Genomic DNA, 16,807 nt, shown 5'->3' on the forward strand with positions numbered 1-16,807 from the left:
CAGCCCCGCCAGCAGCCTGCTCAGTTGATGCGCTGTCCGGCCGCCCCGCGCGCCGCCGGCGACAGACCGCGCGCGCCCACCGCCCGCATCCGGCTCGCCGCCGCGCGCCGCTCGGCCGGTGCGCGGCAGGCGGCGTCCGGGTCGCCATGCAGCGCGGCGTGCCCGTCCCGCAGCGCCGCGTCGTCCTGCGGATCGGCATCGATCTGGAAGATCGACACCGCCTTCGACAGGTTCACCGTCTGTTCGTGCAGGCTTTCGGCCGCCGCCGCGGCCTGCTCGACCAGCGCCGCGTTCTGCTGGGTCATGGAATCCATCTGGCCGACCGCCATGTTGACCTCGGCAATGCCTTCGGCCTGCTCGGAACTGGCCAGGCTGATGCGCTCGATGATGTCGTTGACCTGCCGGACCGAGGCCACAATGTCGCCCATGCTGCTGCCCGCTTCGTTGACCGAGGCGCTGCCGCCGTCGATGATGGCGGCCGAGTCGGCGATCAGGGCCTTGATTTCCTTGGCCGCCGCCGCCGAGCGCTGCGCCAGGGTGCGCACTTCGGCCGCCACCACCGCGAAACCGCGCCCCTGTTCGCCGGCGCGCGCCGCTTCGACCGCCGCGTTCAGCGCCAATATATTGGTCTGGAACGAGATGCCGTCGATCACGCTGATGATGTCGACGATCTTGGCCGAACTGGCCTTGATCTGGGCCATGGTGCTCACCGCCCGGTCCACCGCTTTGCCGCCGCTGGCGGCCAGGGTGGCGGCAGTCGACGCCAGGTCGTTGGCGCGGCGCGCGTTGCTGGCGTTTTCCTTCACCGCCAGGGTCAGGGTTTCCATCGCGCTGGCAGTCTGTTCGAGCGAGCCGGCCTGCATTTCGGTGCGGTTCGACAGGTCCATGTTGCCGGTGGCGATTTCGTGCGAGGCGGTGTCGATCGAGCGCACCGAGTCCAGTACCGAACGCAAGGTCTGGTTCAGGGTGCCGATGGTCTGGTCCAGCGCGCGCGAGGTGTCGGCGATTTCGTCACGGCCGCGGTTGGGCGTGCCGACCGTCAGGCGTCCGTTCGAGAGCGCGCCCACCACCCCGGCAATGGCGCGGATGTCGGCCAGCATGGCGCGCCGCACCAGCATCGTGGCCAGCAGCGACAGGCCGATCGAGAGCAGCACCAGCGCCCCCATCGCCCCCACCAGCGCGCGGAATTCCTCGCGGGCGTCGGCATAGGCGCGCTCGCCCAGCTGCTTTTCGATGTCGGCCAGCTGGCCCAGGGCCGCGCTCAGGGCGACGAATTCCTTCTCCGCCTTTTGCATCGAATTGGTCGCGATCGACTGGTCCACCTGCGCCATTTCGATGGTCTCGAGCACGCTCTTGCGGTAGGCGCCGAGCGCCACGGTGGAGGCGTCGATCAGCTTTTTCCCGGAGGGGTGCGCCATGCGCGCGAGCGCGCCGAGCTGGGCGCCGATGGCGGCGTGCTTCTTGCCGATCTCGGCGCTCAGGGCATCCACGCGCGACTGGGCGAAGCTGCCGTTGATCCAGGCCAGCAATTGATAGATGTTGGCGTGCGCATGCTTGGTGTCGCCGGCCACGTCGGCCGCCGCTTTCTGGCGCGTCGCGTGCACTTGCACCATTTTTTCCAGTGATTCATTCTGGCGCACCATGCCGTACCAGGCGCCCGCGGCCACCAGCATCAGCAAGATCAGTACCAGCCCGGGGGCCAGCAGCAGCTTGGGCCCAATACGCAATTTGTTCAGCATGCCTTACTCCCGACAGAACGTTCGGCGGACGGCAGGTGCCGGCCGCATTCCGGACGCTTTAGTTTTTGTAAATGCCCGCTTGCGCAATCACGTCGTCGACGCGCTGGAGGCAGGTGGTTTTCGGCGCGATCTTGCCGCTGGGGTCGACCATGGCGATGGCGTCCTTGTCGGTGGTGCCTATGGCGCAGGCGTGGCCGGCGCCATAGGCAAGGCACGGGGCGGCGGCAGTCATCAGCAGTTTCATGGGGATCCTTTCGGGAAACGGGAGCAGTGTTGCTTGGGTGTACTGCGTAATTTATGCCCTCCCTCATGGCGTCGATTGCGCCATATCAAGATCGGGGTAAAGGATGCATACAAGCCACACTCCGCTGTTCCGCCGGCGCCCCACCGGGCGGGCCGGTGAGTCATGTTGATCTATAACAATTTAATTCCATAATGCAAGCATATGATGGCTTCCTGCCTGCCATTCCGTTTCGGAAATCGCTGATGGCATCCCTTTCCGCCTTTCTCCAGGAGCCCACCGTGACCGATTCCGCGCCCCTCAAATTCAAGCCTTATACCCGCCAGTCGATTGCCAGTGCGCGCCAGTGGCAATTCATGTCGCCCGAGCTGCGCGAAGCGGTGGAAGTGGTTTCGCGCGTGCTGCCGTTTCGCACGAATGCCTATGTGATGGACCAGCTGATCGACTGGAGCAGTATTCCGGACGACCCGATCTACCGCCTGGTGTTTCCGCACCGCGACATGCTGCAGCCCCAGGAGTACGCCCAGTTGCGCGAGCTGGTGCTGTTCAAGAAGGACGAGGCGGCCATCGACAAGCTGGTGCGGGCGATCCGCATGCGCATGAACCCGCATCCGGCCGGCCAGATGACCCACAACGTGCCGCGCGTAAACGACGCGCCCTTGCGCGGCCTGCAGCACAAGTACAAGGAAACGGTACTGTTCTTTCCCAGCGCCGGCCAGAGCTGCCACGCCTACTGCACCTTTTGCTTTCGCTGGCCGCAGTTCGTCGGCATGGACGACCTCAAGTTCGATGCCAGTGAAACGACCGAACTGGTGGCCTACCTGGCGACTTGCCCGGAGGTCACCGACGTGCTCATCACCGGAGGCGACCCGATGATCATGAATACCCGTTCGCTGGCGGTGTTCCTCGAATCGCTGCTGGTGCCCGAGCTGGCCCACATCCAGAACATCCGCATCGGCACCAAGGCGGTGGCGTACTGGCCACAGCGTTTCGTCACCGACCGCGATGCCGACGACCTGATGCGCCTGTTCGAAAAAGTGGTTGCCGCCGGCAAGAACCTGGCCATCATGGGCCACTACAGCCACGCGGTCGAACTGCGCAACGCGATGGCGCAAAAGGCGGTCAAGCGCATCGTCTCGACCGGCGCCACCCTGCGCATGCAAGGTCCGCTGATCCGCCACATCAACGAAGACCCCGCCAGCTGGGCCGAGCTGTGGACCACCGGCGTGCGCCTCGGCGCGATTCCGTACTACATGTTCGTCGAGCGCGATACCGGGCCGAGCGAGTATTTTTCGCTGCCGCTGGCGCGCGCGCACGATATCTTCCAGGCGGCGTTCCAGATGGTGTCGGGCCTGTCGCGCACGGTGCGCGGTCCGTCCATGAGCGCCTTTCCCGGCAAGGTCGTGATCGATGGCGTGGTCACCATCCATGGCGAGAAACTGTTCGCGCTGCAATTTTTGCAGGCACGCAATCCGGACTGGGTGCGCAAACCGTTCTTTGCCAAATACGATGAAACGGCGACCTGGATGGATCATCTGGTGCCGGCTTTTGGCAAGAGCAAGTTCTTCTTCGAAGGCGCGGACGAGGGCTTTGTCCAGGCGCCGACCGCCAAGGTGATTCCGATCAGGACGGCGCAGCGCGCGGACGCCGGCCGCTGCCGCCAGTAAGCCTTCGCCGTGCCGCCGCCTTCGGCGCGGCGGCGGCATGGCGCGCCAGCCGATTCGCCGACCTCGGCAGGGGCATTCCGGGGAATCGTCCGGCACTGGCGCGGCACCCGGTCCGCGTATTGACGAGTGCCACGCCCGCATCGAGCGCAACGCCGCAACCGATACAGCCAGTTGCGGCGGCAAAATCACATGGTTTCCGATGAAGGCGGGGATGCTGATCCGCGCCGCTGCATGCGGGCGCGGCGCGCGTGTCTTGCTTACTTCTTGTAGATGCCTGCCTGCAAGATGACGTCATCGACCCGCATCAGATAGGTCGTCTTCGGCTCGATCTTGCCGGAGGCGGGGTTCTTGTAGGTGTAGTCGATCCAGCCCTTGCCTTGCTTGGCCACCATGTCGACGCCCGCGCGCCGGAATGGCTTGCCGTTGGTGTCGGGCACGTCGATCAAGTCCTTGCCCACCAGCGCCGGGTTCATCGGGTGCGCCAGGATCACGCCGGTCTTGGCGTCCGACATATAGATATAGAGGGCGCTTTGCACAAAGGTGGGGTCCTTGGCGTTGATGCGCTTGATCATCTCGGCCTTGCCATCCGACTTGACCAGGGCGACGCCTTTCTCGACCAGGGCGATGGCATCTTTTTCGGCCGGTTCGGCAGCGCAGACATGACCGGCCGCAATGGCCAGGCCCAAGGTGGTAGCGGTAAACAGCAGCTTCATGGTGACTTCCTTCAGGGAGAACTTCATTGGATAAATATTGCCTTGACGCATTTCCTAATGTACGCCCGCGTCCGCGCCGCCACTTGCGCGAGGTCAAACCGCCGCAATCCGTCAGCCCGGCAGGACCCAAAGACAACACTGGCCATTTCTGTGCGAAATAGATTCTTCAAAGGAACTTTTACTGAGTAAGTTGACGTAAGACAATTTGGATCGGGTGCAGGCTTTTAGTATTAATTCCTGTCGACAATTTTCTGCAGTTGGAAATCGTTGGCGGCGAACCCGCATCCTATTCACCGTTCACCGGAGTCCGCAATGCGCACTGAGACCATCCGCAGCACCTTCTGGCGCGGCAAGGACGCGGACCCGCCCGCCAACCCGGCACCGGGCTTGGAGCCCGCCGCGAGCGATGTACAAAAAACCTCCTGGCAAGCGCGTGCCGCGCTGTTTTTCACGGTGTTCCTGCCGTTCGCGCTCGGCCAGTACATGCATGCGCTGCTGCGCAACGTGAATGCGGTGCTGGTGCCGGACCTGGTCGCGTCGCTGTCGCTCAATCCCGGGCAGCTCGGCCTGCTCACGAGCACCTTCTTTTTCTCCGTCGTGCTGGCCCAGCTCCCGACCGCCTATGCGCTGGAGCGCCACGGCCCGCACAAGGTGCAACTGGCGATGCTGCTGCTGGCGGCACTCGGCGCGCTGATGTTCGCCTACGGACAAACCCTGACCCAGCTGGTGCTGGCGCGCGCGGTGATCGGCTTCGGCGTCGGCGGCACCATGATGGTGGCGGTGAAAGCCATCTCGGCCGGGGTGGTGGCGGAACGGCTGCCATCGTCGGTCGGCTTCCTGATCGCCTTCGGCGGGCTGGGCTCGGCGTCGGCCACCCTGCCGCTGCGCCGCGTGCTCGAGGTCACCGACTGGCGCGGCCTGTTCATCGGGCTGGCCGTGCTGACCGCCGCGATCGCCCTGTTTGCCTGGATGGTCAGGCCGCGCAAGGGTGCCGCCCCGACCGGCAAGGCGCCCACCGGGCAGGCCCTGCTCGACGTGTGGCGCAACCGCGCCTTTCGCAAGACCATCACCCTGGTGCTGCTGTCGCACACCATTTACTGGGGCATGCAGGGACTGTGGATCGGCCGCTGGCTGTCCGACGTGGCCCGTTTTCCCGAGGGCACCGTGGCTTACCTGCTGTACCTGAGCATGGCCGCCGTCATCTTCGGCGCCATCGCGGTCGGCATGATTACCGAATGGGCCAAGCGGCGCGGGATCGCCCCGCTCGACGTGGCGGCGGTCGGGGTGGCCGGGTTCGTGCTGGTCCAGTGCGCGATCGTGCTGAACCATTCGCCGACGTTCGCGCAGATGGCCGTGTTGTTCACGCTGGTGGGCACCATCACCGGCATCGAATATACGATCGTGCAGCAAAGCCTGCCGCGCGAGCTGGCCGGACCGGCCTCGTCCTGCCTGAACATGCTCATCTTTATCGGCGCCTTCCTGGTGCAGGCCGGTTTCGGCCAGTTGATCGGCTTGTGGGCACCGGACGCCGGCGGCCACTATCCGGCCATCGCCTACCGGGTCGGGTTCGGCGTGCTGGTGCTGCTGCAACTGCCGGGCCTGGTGATGTACGCGCTGGGACGGCGCGCGGCCAGCGGCGTGGCGCCGATCCTGGTTGCGGAGGAGGATTTCGGCAAGGCGGCCTGAAGGGGGACGGCGGGGTGGCGTAACGGGCGAGCAAAATTGGACGATTCGTCTAGAATCGCCGGGACTGTTTCCCGTCCCATCCAAGGAGATTTTCCATGCGCGACCATCCGTCCGTTCGCCTGCTCGCAGGCTGCATGCTGCTGGGCCTTGCGGCCTGCGGCGAAAAGTCCACCTTGCCGGCCACCGCCGACGTCGGCCCGGCCCCGGTGATTCCCGCGCCGAACAAGACGCTCATTCCGACTGTCAATATTGCACCCGCCAAGAGCTGGCCGGCGGGCGTGACCCCGCGCGCCGCCAGCGGCATGGCCGTCAAGGCCCTCGCCAGCGGGCTGGACCATCCGCGCTGGCTGTACGTGCTGCCCAATGGCGACGTGCTGGTGGCCGAAACCAACGCCCCGCCCAAGCCCGAAGATGGCAAGGGCATCAAGGGCTTCGTGATGAAAAAGGTGATGGCCAAGGCTGGCGCGGGCGTGCCCAGCGCCAACCGCATCACCCTGCTGCGCGACCTTGACGGCGACGGCGTGGCCGAAGTGCGCACCGAATTCCTGAAGGGCCTCAATTCGCCGTTCGGCATGGCGCTGGTCGGCGATGTGCTGTACATCGCGAATGCCGACGCTATCGTCAAGTTTCCGTACCGCAGCGGCGAGACGGCGATCGGCGCCGCGCCCGAGACGGTGGCCGCCTTGCCGGGCGGGCCGATCAACCACCACTGGACCAAGAACATCATTGCCAGCAAGGATGGCGGCAAGCTGTACGCGACCGTCGGCTCGAACAGCAACGTGGCCGAAAATGGCATGGAGAACGAGGTCAACCGGGCCGCGATCCTCGAAATCGACCTGGCCAGCAAGGCCACGCGCCTGTTCGCCTCGGGCCTGCGCAATCCGAACGGCATGGGCTGGCAGCCGCAGAGCGGCGCTTTGTGGACGGTGGTCAACGAACGCGACGAGCTGGGCAGCGATCTGGTGCCCGATTACCTGACCTCGGTGAAAGATGGCGGATTCTACGGCTGGCCGTACAGCTACTACGGCAAGCATGTGGACGAGCGGGTCAAGCCGCCCAAGCCGGAGCTGGTGGCCAAGGCCATCGTGCCCGACTACGCGCTGGGCAGCCATGTGGCGCCGCTCGGCATGGTGTTCTATGAGGGCAGTCTGTTCCCGGCGCGCTACGCGGGCGGCGCGTTTATCGGCCAGCACGGATCGTGGAATCGCGAACCGCTGAGCGGGTATAACGTGGTGTTCGTGCCGTTTGAAAACGGTGCGCCGAAAGGCAAGCCAATCGAGATCCTGACCGGGTTCGTGAACGAGGCGGGCGATGCCTACGGGCGTCCGGTTGGGGTGGCGGTCGACAAGGCCGGTGCGCTGCTGGTGGCCGACGATGTGGGTAATGTGGTCTGGCGGGTGACGCCGGCCGCACCCGCCGCAACGCCGGTCGCGGCTTCCAGGGTGGCCAACTAGCCGCAACACCGTCGTTCCCGCCAAGGGGGCCGCCGAGGCCGGGAACGACGGAGCCTGTTTAGCGATGTTATAGATAGCTGCGGCAAGCAAAAAACCTAGCCGCAACCATCGAGCATCAAGGCCGGCAGGCTGGTCCAGGCCACGCCGGCCACGGCCAGCACCGCACTGCCGGCGCTGGCCCAGTCCAGCAAGCGCGTCGCCTCCGACGCCTTGGCCAGCACATGGCGCGCGCGCCACGCCAGCCACAGGCACACCCCCAGCGCCAGCGCCGACGCCAGTCCCACCATCGCCCGCCGCGGCGCCTCGCCATCGATCAGCCCCGGTGCGCACAGCGCCGCCACCCACACGTAGCAAAAGAAAAAATGCAGCGCCCACACCAGCAGCGGTGCGCAGGCGTGCAGCAGTTTGCTGAAAAGACGTTCGCGCATCATCAGTCCATCACCCACGGCACCAGGTGGATCGCCGCCGCCGCCACGATGCCCTGCAGGCTGGTGTAATGCCACATCAGCGCCGTGTTATCCAGGGTCGCCCGGCTGGCGCTGGTAAGAATCCCGCGCCATGCGCGCGCGCACAGATACAGCGCCGCCAGCACCAGCGTGATCACATGCAGGCCCTGGTAGGCCAGCAGGGTCGCCACCGTGGCGCTCCAGGCCTGCGCGGTCGGCTCCAGCCCGGCCAGGCGCTGGCCGTTGAAGTCGCACGCAAACGCGGCCAGCATGCACGCCAGCGCCGCCAGCACCAGCGGCGTCAGGCGGCGTCGCTGCACTGCGCGGCTGGCCAGCCAGATCAGCGCCGAACTGGCGATCAGCAGGGCGCTCGATAGCAGCGGCCACAAGGGCGCGGCCAGTGCGGCCTGCGGCGGCGGGCACACGGTCAGGCGCATCGAAATATGAATGTACGCGAACACAAACGATGCGAAGATGGTCGCATCGACCACCAGCATGATCAGGGTCGCCCACCACGAGTGCGAGGCGGTGCCGCGCGCGCCGACCGGCAGGGTCAGGTCCGCGCCCACCCTGGCATGCGCCAGGGTGGGCGGGCGGTCCGACTGCCACAGCCACGCCACAATGCCGACAATGGCCGCGATGCCGCAGGCCCAGGCGGTCCAGGTCAGTTTGACCGTCAGCAGCAGGAAGAAGCCGGCCGTGCCGGCGGCGGCGATGAGTGGCCACCAGCTGTCGCCGGGCAGGATCATCAGGTAGCGCGGCACGGCGCCCAGCGCGCTGGTGGCGATGGTCTCGCGCCGCCCGCTGACAGTGCCGGGCAGGTAGTGCTGGCCCGCCTCGACCTCGCGCGCCAGCGCCGGCTGCTCCCACAGCGGATCGCTTGAGGTGATGCGCGCGATGCTGCGGTTGCCGTAATCTTCCGACGGCAGCCATTCGAGCGTGGCCGCGTTCCACGGGTTGCCGACTTCCTTGTCCGCCATGCGCAGGGTGCGCGCCAGGTCGAACAGGAACAGCAGCACCCCGCAGGCAAACACGAAGGCGCCCACGGTCGAGACCATGTTCAGCCCATCCCAGCCCATCTCGCTGCTGTAGGTGTACACCCGGCGCGGCATGCCGAGCAGGCCGGTGACATGCATCGGGAAGAAGGCCACGTTAAAGCCGCCGAACATCAAGCCGAACACCCAGCGCGCCAGGCGCTCCGAGAGCCGGTTGCCGTTGATCAGCGGGATCCAGTAATACAGCGCCGCGAACACCGGAAACAGCATGCCGCCAATGAGCACGTAATGCAGGTGGGCGACGATGAAGTAGGTGTCGTGCACCTGCCAGTCGAACGGCAGCACGGCGACCATCACCCCGGTCAGCCCGCCGAGGACGAAAATGAACATGAAGCCGAGCAGGAACAGCGCCGGCGCCGTCATGGCCACGCGCCCGCGCCACATGGTGGCGATCCAGGCGAACACCTGGATCGCGGTCGGCACCGCGACGGCCATGCTGGCGGCCGAGACGAAGCTCATTTTCAGCACGCCCAGGCCGGCCGTGAACATGTGGTGCGCCCACAGCGCAAAGCTGAAAAAGCCCACCGCCACCAGCGCCACGATGATCGCGCGCCGTCCCACCAGCGGCACCCCGGCAATGCTTGGAATCATGGTCGAGACCATGCCGGCGGCCGGCAGGAAGATGATGTACACCTCGGGATGGCCGAAGAACCAGAACAGGTGCTGCCACAGGATCGGGTCGCCGCCGCGCTCGGCGATGAAGAACGGCCAGTCGTAGGCGCGTTCGAGTTCGAGCAGCGCGGTGCCGGCGATGATGGCCGGGAAGGCGAACACGATCATCACGCCGACCACCAGCATGGCCCACGCGTACACCGGCATGCGGCCCAGGGTCATGCCGGGGGCGCGCGTGAACAGGATGCCGACGATCAGCTCAATCGCCCCGGCGATGGCCGAAATTTCGATGAAGCCGATCCCGAGCAGCCAGAAGTCGGCGTTCAGGCCGGGCGAGTAGGCCTTGCCGGTCAGCGGCGGATACATGAACCAGCCGCCGTCCGGCGCCAGCCCGACGAACAGGGTGCAGAAAAACGCCAGCCCGCCGATGGCGTAGGCCCAGAAAGCGTAGGCCGACAGGCGCGGGAAGGGCAGGTCGCGCGCGCCCAGCATGTTGGGCAGCAGGTAGACCGCGATCGCTTCGACCACGGGAATGGCGAACAGGAACATCATCACCGTGCCGTGCATGGTGAATACCTGGTTGTAGGTCGAGGCGCTCAGGAAGGTGTTGTCGGGGACCGCCAGCTGCATGCGCATCAACAGGCCCAGGATCCCGGCCAGCAGGAAGAACAGCAGCGAGGTGCCGATGTACAGCAGGCCGATATTGGTGTTGTTGACCGTGGTCAGATAGCGCCAGCCGGTCGGCGTCTTCCACGCCGCTTGCAGGCGTGCGAGTTCGCCGGGAGGGCGCGGCAGCGTGTTGGGAAGGGGGGCGGTGCTGTTCATTTGAGCTGTTCGAGGTAGGCGGCCAGCGCGTTGAGGGTGGCGCCGTCCATGCCGGCCGGCGGCATGCGCGCGCCGGGCTTGATGCTTTGCGGGTCGGCGATCCAGCCGGCCAGGGTGCCGCGATGGGTGCGCAGGGTGCCGGCGGCGATATGCAGGCGAGCGCCGACGTGGGTCAGGTCCGGCCCGAGGCGCGTGACCTCGCTCACGCCGCGAATGGTGTGGCACACCACGCAGCGCTGGTCGATGAAGGCTTGCCGTCCGCGTGCCAGGATTGCGTCATTCGCCGGGTTGGCCGGCGCGGCCTGGCGTGCCAGCCATGCGTCGTAATCGGCCGGCGTGTGGGCGATGACGTGCAGCGCCATGCGCGCGTGCTGCTCGCCGCAGTATTCGGCGCACTGGCCGCGGTACACGCCGGGTTTGTCGGCCTGCAAGGTCAATCCGGTGACGCGTCCCGGCACCATATCCATCTTGCCGCCCAGCGCCGGCACCCACAGGCTGTGAATCACGTCGCCGGCGGTGAGGCCCAGGTACACCGGGCGTCCCGTGGGAATATGGATTTCATTGGCGCTGACGATGTCAGGCCCGCCGCCGGGGTGCGGGTAGCGCACCTCCCACCACCACATGTTGGCGCTGACCGCGATCCGGGTGGCGTGCTGCGAGGTCTGGGCCGCCATCTGGCCGCTGCGCCAGGTGCTCCACGCCAGCAGCACCGTGAGCACCGCCACCGGAAAAGCCACGCCGGCGCCGGCGATCCAGGCCAGCGGCCGCACCGTGCGCGCGCGCCGCCCCAGGCCCAGCGCGGTGAGCACCATCACCAGCGCGAACACCAGCGCGCCGCCGCCGAACAGGACCCAGGCGAACTGGCCGATGATGGCCGCGTCGGGGCCGGCGGGGTGCAGCACGGATTGCAGCACAGGCGGCAGCGCCGGTTGCAACGATGCCCCGTTCATCGCAAGGTGGCCAGGTAGGCCGCCATGTGGCGCGCTTCGGCTCTGGAGACGCCGACGTTGGGCATCATGGTGCCGGGTTTCATGGCGGGGGGATCGACCAGCCACTCGGCCAGCGGCCCCGGCAAGTTGGGAATGCGTCCGGCGATGTAGCTGCGGCGGCCGAATTTGCCGAGCGGCGGGCCGGCGCTGCCGGTGGCCGCGCCCACGCCGGGAATGGCGTGGCAGGCGCCGCACTGGTACTGCTCCATGAGGCGTTTGCCCAGGGCCGCGTCGCCGCCGGCCACGGCCATGGGTACGGGTTCGGCGCGATTGTCGCAGCCTGCCAGCGCCGCGCACAGCGCGGCCGCCACGGCGATCGGAAGGGGAAACACGCGCACGTTACGATCCTGCGAAAGCGACTTGGATCGATATAATACAAGAAAAATTGCTATCATTTTTTCAACAGAACGCGCCCTCCGGCGGTGCCCGACCATGCCTTCCAACCGCGTCCGCCTCATGCTCAAAACCGCTGCCGCGACCCTGCTTGCCGCCGCCGTGGCGGGCGCCATCGGCGCCGCGCTGGTGCTCAAAAGCGGCTGGTACAACGTGGCCTCGACCGACCAGCATTTTCAGTTCGTGCATACGCTGCTGGAGCAGGGCATGCGCGACTCGGTGCGCTTCCACGCGCGCGCTGTGGCGGTGCCGACGCTGGACGCGGCGCGCCTCGCCCAGGGCGCGCTGCTGTACCGCGACCACTGCGCGCAGTGCCACGGCGCGCCCGGCGTGGCGCAGCGGGACTTCGGCAAGAGCATGCAGCCGGTGCCAGGCCCGCTGGTCGACGCGGCGCGCCGCTGGCAGCCTTCGGAGCTGTACTGGATTACCAAAAACGGCATCAAGATGAGCGGCATGCCGGCCTGGGAATATCACCTGGCCGACGACGACCTCTGGTCGCTGGTGGCCTTCATGGTCAAGCTGCCGGAACTGGCGCCGCCCGCGTATGCCGCCATGACCGCGCCATCCGCGCGCGCGGCAGTCGCGGCGCCCGCACCGGCGCGCTGGCCGGGCAACCCGGAGCGCGGGCGCATCGCGCTGACCCAGTACGCCTGCAACGCCTGCCACGTGGTGCCCGGCGTGACCGGTCCCGAGACCTATGTCGGGCGGCCCCTGGAGGGCCTCGGCAAGCGCCGTTTCATCGCCGGCCACCTGCCCAACACGCAGGAAAACCTGGTGCGCTGGATCCGCAATCCGCACGCCATCGACCCGCTCACCGCCATGCCGGTGCAGGACGTGAGCGAGGCCGACGCGGTCGACATCAGCGCCTATCTGCTGACCTTGCGCTGACCCTGCGCCGGGCCTGCGGGACCGCCTGCGCTACAATCGCGGGCGACTTTACGCTGTCCCCATCCAAGGAATACACATGAAACTGGTTCGTTACGGCCGTCCCGGCAAAGAAAAACCCGGCTTGTTCGATGAAGAAGGGCGCCTGCGCGACCTGTCCGGCGTCGTCGCCGATATCGATCCCTCGCTGTTGTCGGACAAGGCGCTGCGCAAGCTGGCCAAGATCGATTACAAGACGCTGCCGCTGGTGCGCGGCAATCCGCGCCTGGGCGTGCCGCTCAAGGGCGTGGGCAAATTCATCGGCATCGGCCTCAATTACGCCGACCACGCCGCCGAAACCGGCGCTACCCCGCCCACGGAACCAATCGTGTTCATGAAGGCGATCACCTGCCTGTCCGGCGCGGACGATCCGGTGATGCTGCCGCAGGGATCCAAGAAGACCGACTGGGAAGTCGAACTGGGGGTGGTGATCGGCACCCGCGCGCAGTACGTCAGCGAAGAGGACGCGCTCGATTACGTGGCCGGCTACTGCGTCGTCAACGATGTCTCGGAGCGCTCGTTCCAGCTCGAGCGCGGCCCGCAGTGGGACAAGGGCAAGGGCTGCGACACCTTCGGCCCGGTCGGCCCGTGGCTGGTCACGCGCGACGAAGTGATCGACGTGCAGCGCCTCGACCTGTACCTGGAACTGAACGGCAAGCGCATGCAGACCGGCTGCACCGAGACCATGATTTTCAGCGTGGCGCAGATCGTCAGCTACCTGTCGCGCTTCATGACGCTCGAACCGGGCGACATCATCGCCACCGGCACCCCGCCGGGCGTGGGCGTGGCGCGCAGCCCGCAGCGCTTCCTGAAAAAAGGCGACACTTTGCGCCTGGGCATCGCCGGCCTCGGCGAGCAGCAGCAGGATGTCATCGCGTACGCGAAACCCTGACGCAGCCAGTTCACGTCGGCGCCATCGCAACGCGTCATTTGTGTAAAAACAAAGCTTTATGCCACGGTGACTTTTCGTAAGGGAGCATTGCGTATATAGGCACACCATGCAGACCAACATGCCGAAAAACCGGCTTGCGGCCTGCATGGACGGCTTGTTCCAGCCATGCCGGTCTTTCTCCTTCAACCTGGAAGAATAAGACCATGACCAGCTATCGCCCCCCCCTCCTGCTCGCCCTCGCGAGCCTGGCGCTGCCGCTGTACGCCGCCAACCAGACCATCCCCCACGGCAGTTATCAACTTTCCTGCAACAATATTTCGGTCCATGGCGACAAGCTCAAGGCCAACTGCAAGAAGCTCAGCGGTGTCCAGCAGACCACCACCCTCGAGAAGATGGATGCATGCCTGAATGCGATCCGCCAGTACGGCGACATTGGCAACCTCGACGGCAACCTGATTTGCCTGCCGGACCTGCCGCGCCCGAACCCGGCGTTTGTGTTTCCCAAGGCCGAGACCCAGTTGAACAAATGGGTTTTCGGCGGCCAGGAAAGCCAGATCCACCAGCATGGCTGGGGACTGTGGGCCGGGCTGACCCAGCCGGTGGGCACGGTCGACGGCGCCGTGGTGCGTGCCTTCGAGACCTGGACTACGCCGGGCAACATGATTTTCCGTAGCGCGCCCAACAAGCGCGACGAGGGCCGGCGCGATGAAGGCAGGATCGGGCCGCTCGACCGCCCCACGCTCGACCTGCAACCGCCGCGCCAGTTCCAGCGTGGCCCCCGGCGGCCGGACAAGAATCCGCCCCCGATACCGTCCACTCCCACCGCCGCCAGGCCGGATACGGCAATCCTGGTGTCGGTCGCCTTCAACCCGCCGGCCGCGCAGCATGCGATCAGCAACAAGCTGTTTTACGAGAGCACCCTCAAGCAACTGATGGCGCAAGGCTACACGGAAATCCCGAATTTTCCCGCGAACGGGATCACGATCAAGCCGGTGTTCAAGATCATTCCAAAGAACGTGCCTCGCGGCATCTATGCCTTCCCGGGCTGGCCGGGACCGGGCGCCGCCCAGCCCGACAGCGGCTTTGGCGAAGCGTCCTGGAACAGCTGCGTGTACGTGGACATCAACCGTCCGCTCGGCATCGGCGGCAACAAAAACGATGCCGGATGCGACAAGCGCACAGCGGCCAACACCTTTTATCTGAGCGACTTCATCCATACGCTCATCACGTCCGAGAACGCGGCCTTCCTGTCGGCCCAGCTCAACAAGCCGGTGGTGGCCGGCGACATTGCCATTTTGATCGGCATGCACGTTACTACGCGCGAAAACAAGATGTGGACCTGGCAAACCTTCTGGTGGGTGGCGGATCCCGACCGTCCGTTTGCGCCCAGTTCGGCCACCATCGCCAGCGCGCGCCCGCTGGCCTACCTGGACGGCGCGGCGCGCCACTATGCGATGTCGCAGGCGTACTCCACCGTCTCGCCGGCGCAGCCTATCACCAAGGGCAAGAACGTTGGCGCGCCGGTGTACGGCTACAACCCCTACCTGGAAGCCGGTTTCGGGCCGGAAGTCTTCGCCGGCATCAGCCGCCCGATCAATGGCACGATCAATGCCAATACCGGGATCCAGTCGAACTGCATGACGTGCCACAACATGGCGGCCTACGCGCCGCCGCCGCAACCCATCATGCCGTACGCCAGCGACTTTTACATGAGCATTACCGATCCGGTGTTCGACGAGACGCTGCGCTCCGACTTCTCGTGGACCATCATCGACCGGCTCGTCAAGACGCCGGCCAATTAGGCCACGGCCCGGCGGCTCAGTCGAGCGCCGCCGCCAGCGCATCGGACAGGCGCGAAACGATCTCCGACAGGTCGGCATCGGTGGCGATGAACGGCGGCGCCAGCAAGATATGGTCGCCGCGCACGCCATCGATGGTGCCGCCCATCGGATAGACCATCAGGCCATTGGCCATGGCCTTGTTCCTGACCGACGCGTGCAGCTTGCGCGCCGGGTCGAACGGCTGCTTGCCGGCGCGCTCCCGCACCAGTTCGAGGGCGATCAGCAAACCGCGTCCGCGAATGTCGCCCACGTTCGGGTGCGCGCCGAATTCGGCCTGCAGCATGCGCCGCAGCGCTTCGCCGCGCAGGCGCACCGCGGCCAGCAGGTCGTCCCGTTCGATCACCTTCTGCACCGCCAGCGCGGCGGCGGCGGCCACCGGATGGCCGATGTAGGTGTGCCCGTGCTGGAATGCGCCGCTGCCCTTGCGCAGCTGGTCGACCAGCGCGCGCTGGGCCAGCACCGCGCCGATCGGCTGGTAGCCGGCCCCGAGTCCCTTGCCGATGGTGATGATGTCGGGCGAAACGCCATCCTGCTCGATCGAATACATGGTGCCGGTGCGGCCCATGCCGCACATGACTTCATCGGCGATGAACAGGATGCCGTAGCTGTCGCACAGGCTGCGCACGCCGCGAAAGTAGCCGGGCGTGGGGGGAATCGCGCCGCCGGTCGCGCCCACCACCGGCTCGGCCACGAAGGCGATGACCTTGTGCGGGCCGGCCGCCTGGATCTGTTCGTCGAGTTCGCGCAGCAGGGCGCTGGTGTACTGGTCCTGGGTCTGGTCCGGCAGGCGGTCGCGGTATTCGTAGCAGGGCGCCACGCGCGCCACGTCGATCAGGAGCGGCCCGAAGTGGCGGCGGCGCCACTCGTTGCCGCCCACGGCCAGCGCGCCGAGCGTATTGCCATGGTAGCTCTGGCGCCGCGCGATGAATTTGGTACGCTCGGTCTGGCCGGTTTCGACAAAATACTGGCGCGCCAGCTTCATCGCCGTTTCCATCGCCTCCGAGCCGCCCGAGACGAGGTACACTTCCGTCAAGCCTTCCGGCGCGCCGGCGGTCAGGCGGTCGGCCAGTTCCTCGGCCACGTCGGTGGTGAAGAAGGCCGTGTGGGCGTAGGCGTTGCGGTCGATCTGGCGGTGCATCGCACTGAGGATGTCCGGATGGCCATGGCCGAGCGACGACACCGCCGCGCCGCCGCAGGCGTCGATATAGGTCCTGCCCTCGCTGTCGCGCACCAGCATCCCCTGGGCGCTGACGGCCACCCGCGGGGTTTGCCGGAGATTGCGGTGCATCATGTGGCTCATACCGTCCTCATCATGAAAATTGTTGATGAT

Annotated in this window: 14 protein-coding genes; 6 read left to right on the forward strand and 8 right to left on the reverse strand. The window is 66.4% G+C overall.

What is annotated here, in order from left to right; all coding sequences use genetic code 11:
* Positions 1 to 20 precede the first annotated feature (20 nt).
* Both F2P45_RS06475 and F2P45_RS06480 read right to left on the reverse strand, forming a co-directional pair.
* Complete coding sequence (locus F2P45_RS06475) at positions 21 to 1,739, reverse strand: methyl-accepting chemotaxis protein (protein ID WP_166871669.1); 1,719 nt, start codon at positions 1,737 to 1,739, stop codon at positions 21 to 23.
* A 58-nt stretch (positions 1,740 to 1,797) separates the two neighbouring features.
* A complete protein-coding gene (locus F2P45_RS06480; RefSeq protein WP_166871674.1) occupies positions 1,798 to 1,983 on the reverse strand; it encodes a hypothetical protein in 186 nt (61 codons plus the stop codon).
* 242 nt (positions 1,984 to 2,225) lie between these two features.
* Between F2P45_RS06480 and F2P45_RS06485 the strand changes: the two genes are divergently transcribed.
* Positions 2,226 to 3,647 (forward strand): KamA family radical SAM protein, encoded by a 1,422-nt coding sequence (locus F2P45_RS06485; RefSeq protein WP_166871677.1) that lies wholly within the window; start codon positions 2,226 to 2,228, stop codon positions 3,645 to 3,647.
* 257 nt (positions 3,648 to 3,904) lie between these two features.
* Here F2P45_RS06485 and F2P45_RS06490 read toward each other — a convergent pair whose 3' ends face one another.
* Positions 3,905 to 4,360, reverse strand: coding sequence for a cache domain-containing protein (locus F2P45_RS06490; protein WP_166872326.1), 456 nt, complete (start codon positions 4,358 to 4,360; stop codon positions 3,905 to 3,907).
* Positions 4,361 to 4,672: 312 nt separating this feature from the next.
* Here F2P45_RS06490 and F2P45_RS06495 point away from each other — a divergent pair, with 312 nt between their 5' ends.
* On the forward strand, positions 4,673 to 6,046 hold the full coding sequence (locus F2P45_RS06495; protein ID WP_166871680.1) for an MFS transporter: 1,374 nt from the start codon (positions 4,673 to 4,675) through the stop codon (positions 6,044 to 6,046).
* Positions 6,047 to 6,141: 95 nt separating this feature from the next.
* On the forward strand, positions 6,142 to 7,500 hold the full coding sequence (locus F2P45_RS06500; RefSeq protein WP_166871683.1) for a PQQ-dependent sugar dehydrogenase: 1,359 nt from the start codon (positions 6,142 to 6,144) through the stop codon (positions 7,498 to 7,500).
* A gap of 95 nt (positions 7,501 to 7,595) precedes the next feature.
* Here the strand turns inward: F2P45_RS06500 and F2P45_RS36730 are convergent, their stop codons facing one another.
* Genes F2P45_RS36730 through F2P45_RS06520 form a run of 4 tightly spaced genes read right to left on the reverse strand, consistent with a single transcriptional unit; the run spans position 7,596 to position 11,765 of the window.
* The gene (locus tag F2P45_RS36730; RefSeq protein ID WP_166871686.1) at positions 7,596 to 7,928 is read right to left on the reverse strand and encodes a hypothetical protein; all 333 of its coding nucleotides are present in this window, start codon (positions 7,926 to 7,928) and stop codon (positions 7,596 to 7,598) included.
* Between the two features lie 2 nt (positions 7,929 to 7,930).
* Complete coding sequence (gene ctaD / locus F2P45_RS06510) at positions 7,931 to 10,438, reverse strand: cytochrome c oxidase subunit I (protein ID WP_166871689.1); 2,508 nt, start codon at positions 10,436 to 10,438, stop codon at positions 7,931 to 7,933.
* Positions 10,435 to 11,388: a cytochrome c oxidase subunit II gene (locus tag F2P45_RS06515; RefSeq protein ID WP_166871692.1), complete on the reverse strand. Its 954-nt coding sequence runs from the start codon at positions 11,386 to 11,388 to the stop codon at positions 10,435 to 10,437. The genes ctaD and F2P45_RS06515 overlap by 4 nt, the downstream gene beginning before the upstream one ends.
* On the reverse strand, positions 11,385 to 11,765 hold the full coding sequence (locus tag F2P45_RS06520) for a c-type cytochrome (RefSeq protein WP_370663213.1): 381 nt from the start codon (positions 11,763 to 11,765) through the stop codon (positions 11,385 to 11,387). The genes F2P45_RS06515 and F2P45_RS06520 overlap by 4 nt, the downstream gene beginning before the upstream one ends.
* 118 nt (positions 11,766 to 11,883) lie before the next feature.
* Here F2P45_RS06520 and F2P45_RS06525 point away from each other — a divergent pair, with 118 nt between their 5' ends.
* From F2P45_RS06525 to F2P45_RS06535, 3 genes are all read left to right on the forward strand, one after another.
* Entirely contained in the window at positions 11,884 to 12,708 is an 825-nt protein-coding gene (locus tag F2P45_RS06525; protein WP_166871695.1) for a c-type cytochrome, read from the forward strand.
* Positions 12,709 to 12,784: 76 nt separating this feature from the next.
* The gene (locus tag F2P45_RS06530) at positions 12,785 to 13,636 is read left to right on the forward strand and encodes a fumarylacetoacetate hydrolase family protein (RefSeq protein ID WP_166871698.1); all 852 of its coding nucleotides are present in this window, start codon (positions 12,785 to 12,787) and stop codon (positions 13,634 to 13,636) included.
* Positions 13,637 to 13,839: 203 nt separating this feature from the next.
* Positions 13,840 to 15,438, forward strand: coding sequence for a hypothetical protein (locus tag F2P45_RS06535; RefSeq protein ID WP_166871701.1), 1,599 nt, complete (start codon positions 13,840 to 13,842; stop codon positions 15,436 to 15,438).
* A gap of 16 nt (positions 15,439 to 15,454) precedes the next feature.
* Here the strand turns inward: F2P45_RS06535 and F2P45_RS06540 are convergent, their stop codons facing one another.
* Positions 15,455 to 16,777: an aspartate aminotransferase family protein gene (locus tag F2P45_RS06540; RefSeq protein ID WP_166871705.1), complete on the reverse strand. Its 1,323-nt coding sequence runs from the start codon at positions 16,775 to 16,777 to the stop codon at positions 15,455 to 15,457.
* Positions 16,778 to 16,807: the final 30 nt, after the last annotated feature.

Origin of the sequence: Massilia mucilaginosa, from assembly GCF_011682145.1 — a bacterium.
Lineage (GTDB): Bacteria > Pseudomonadota > Gammaproteobacteria > Burkholderiales > Burkholderiaceae_D > Telluria_A > Telluria_A mucilaginosa.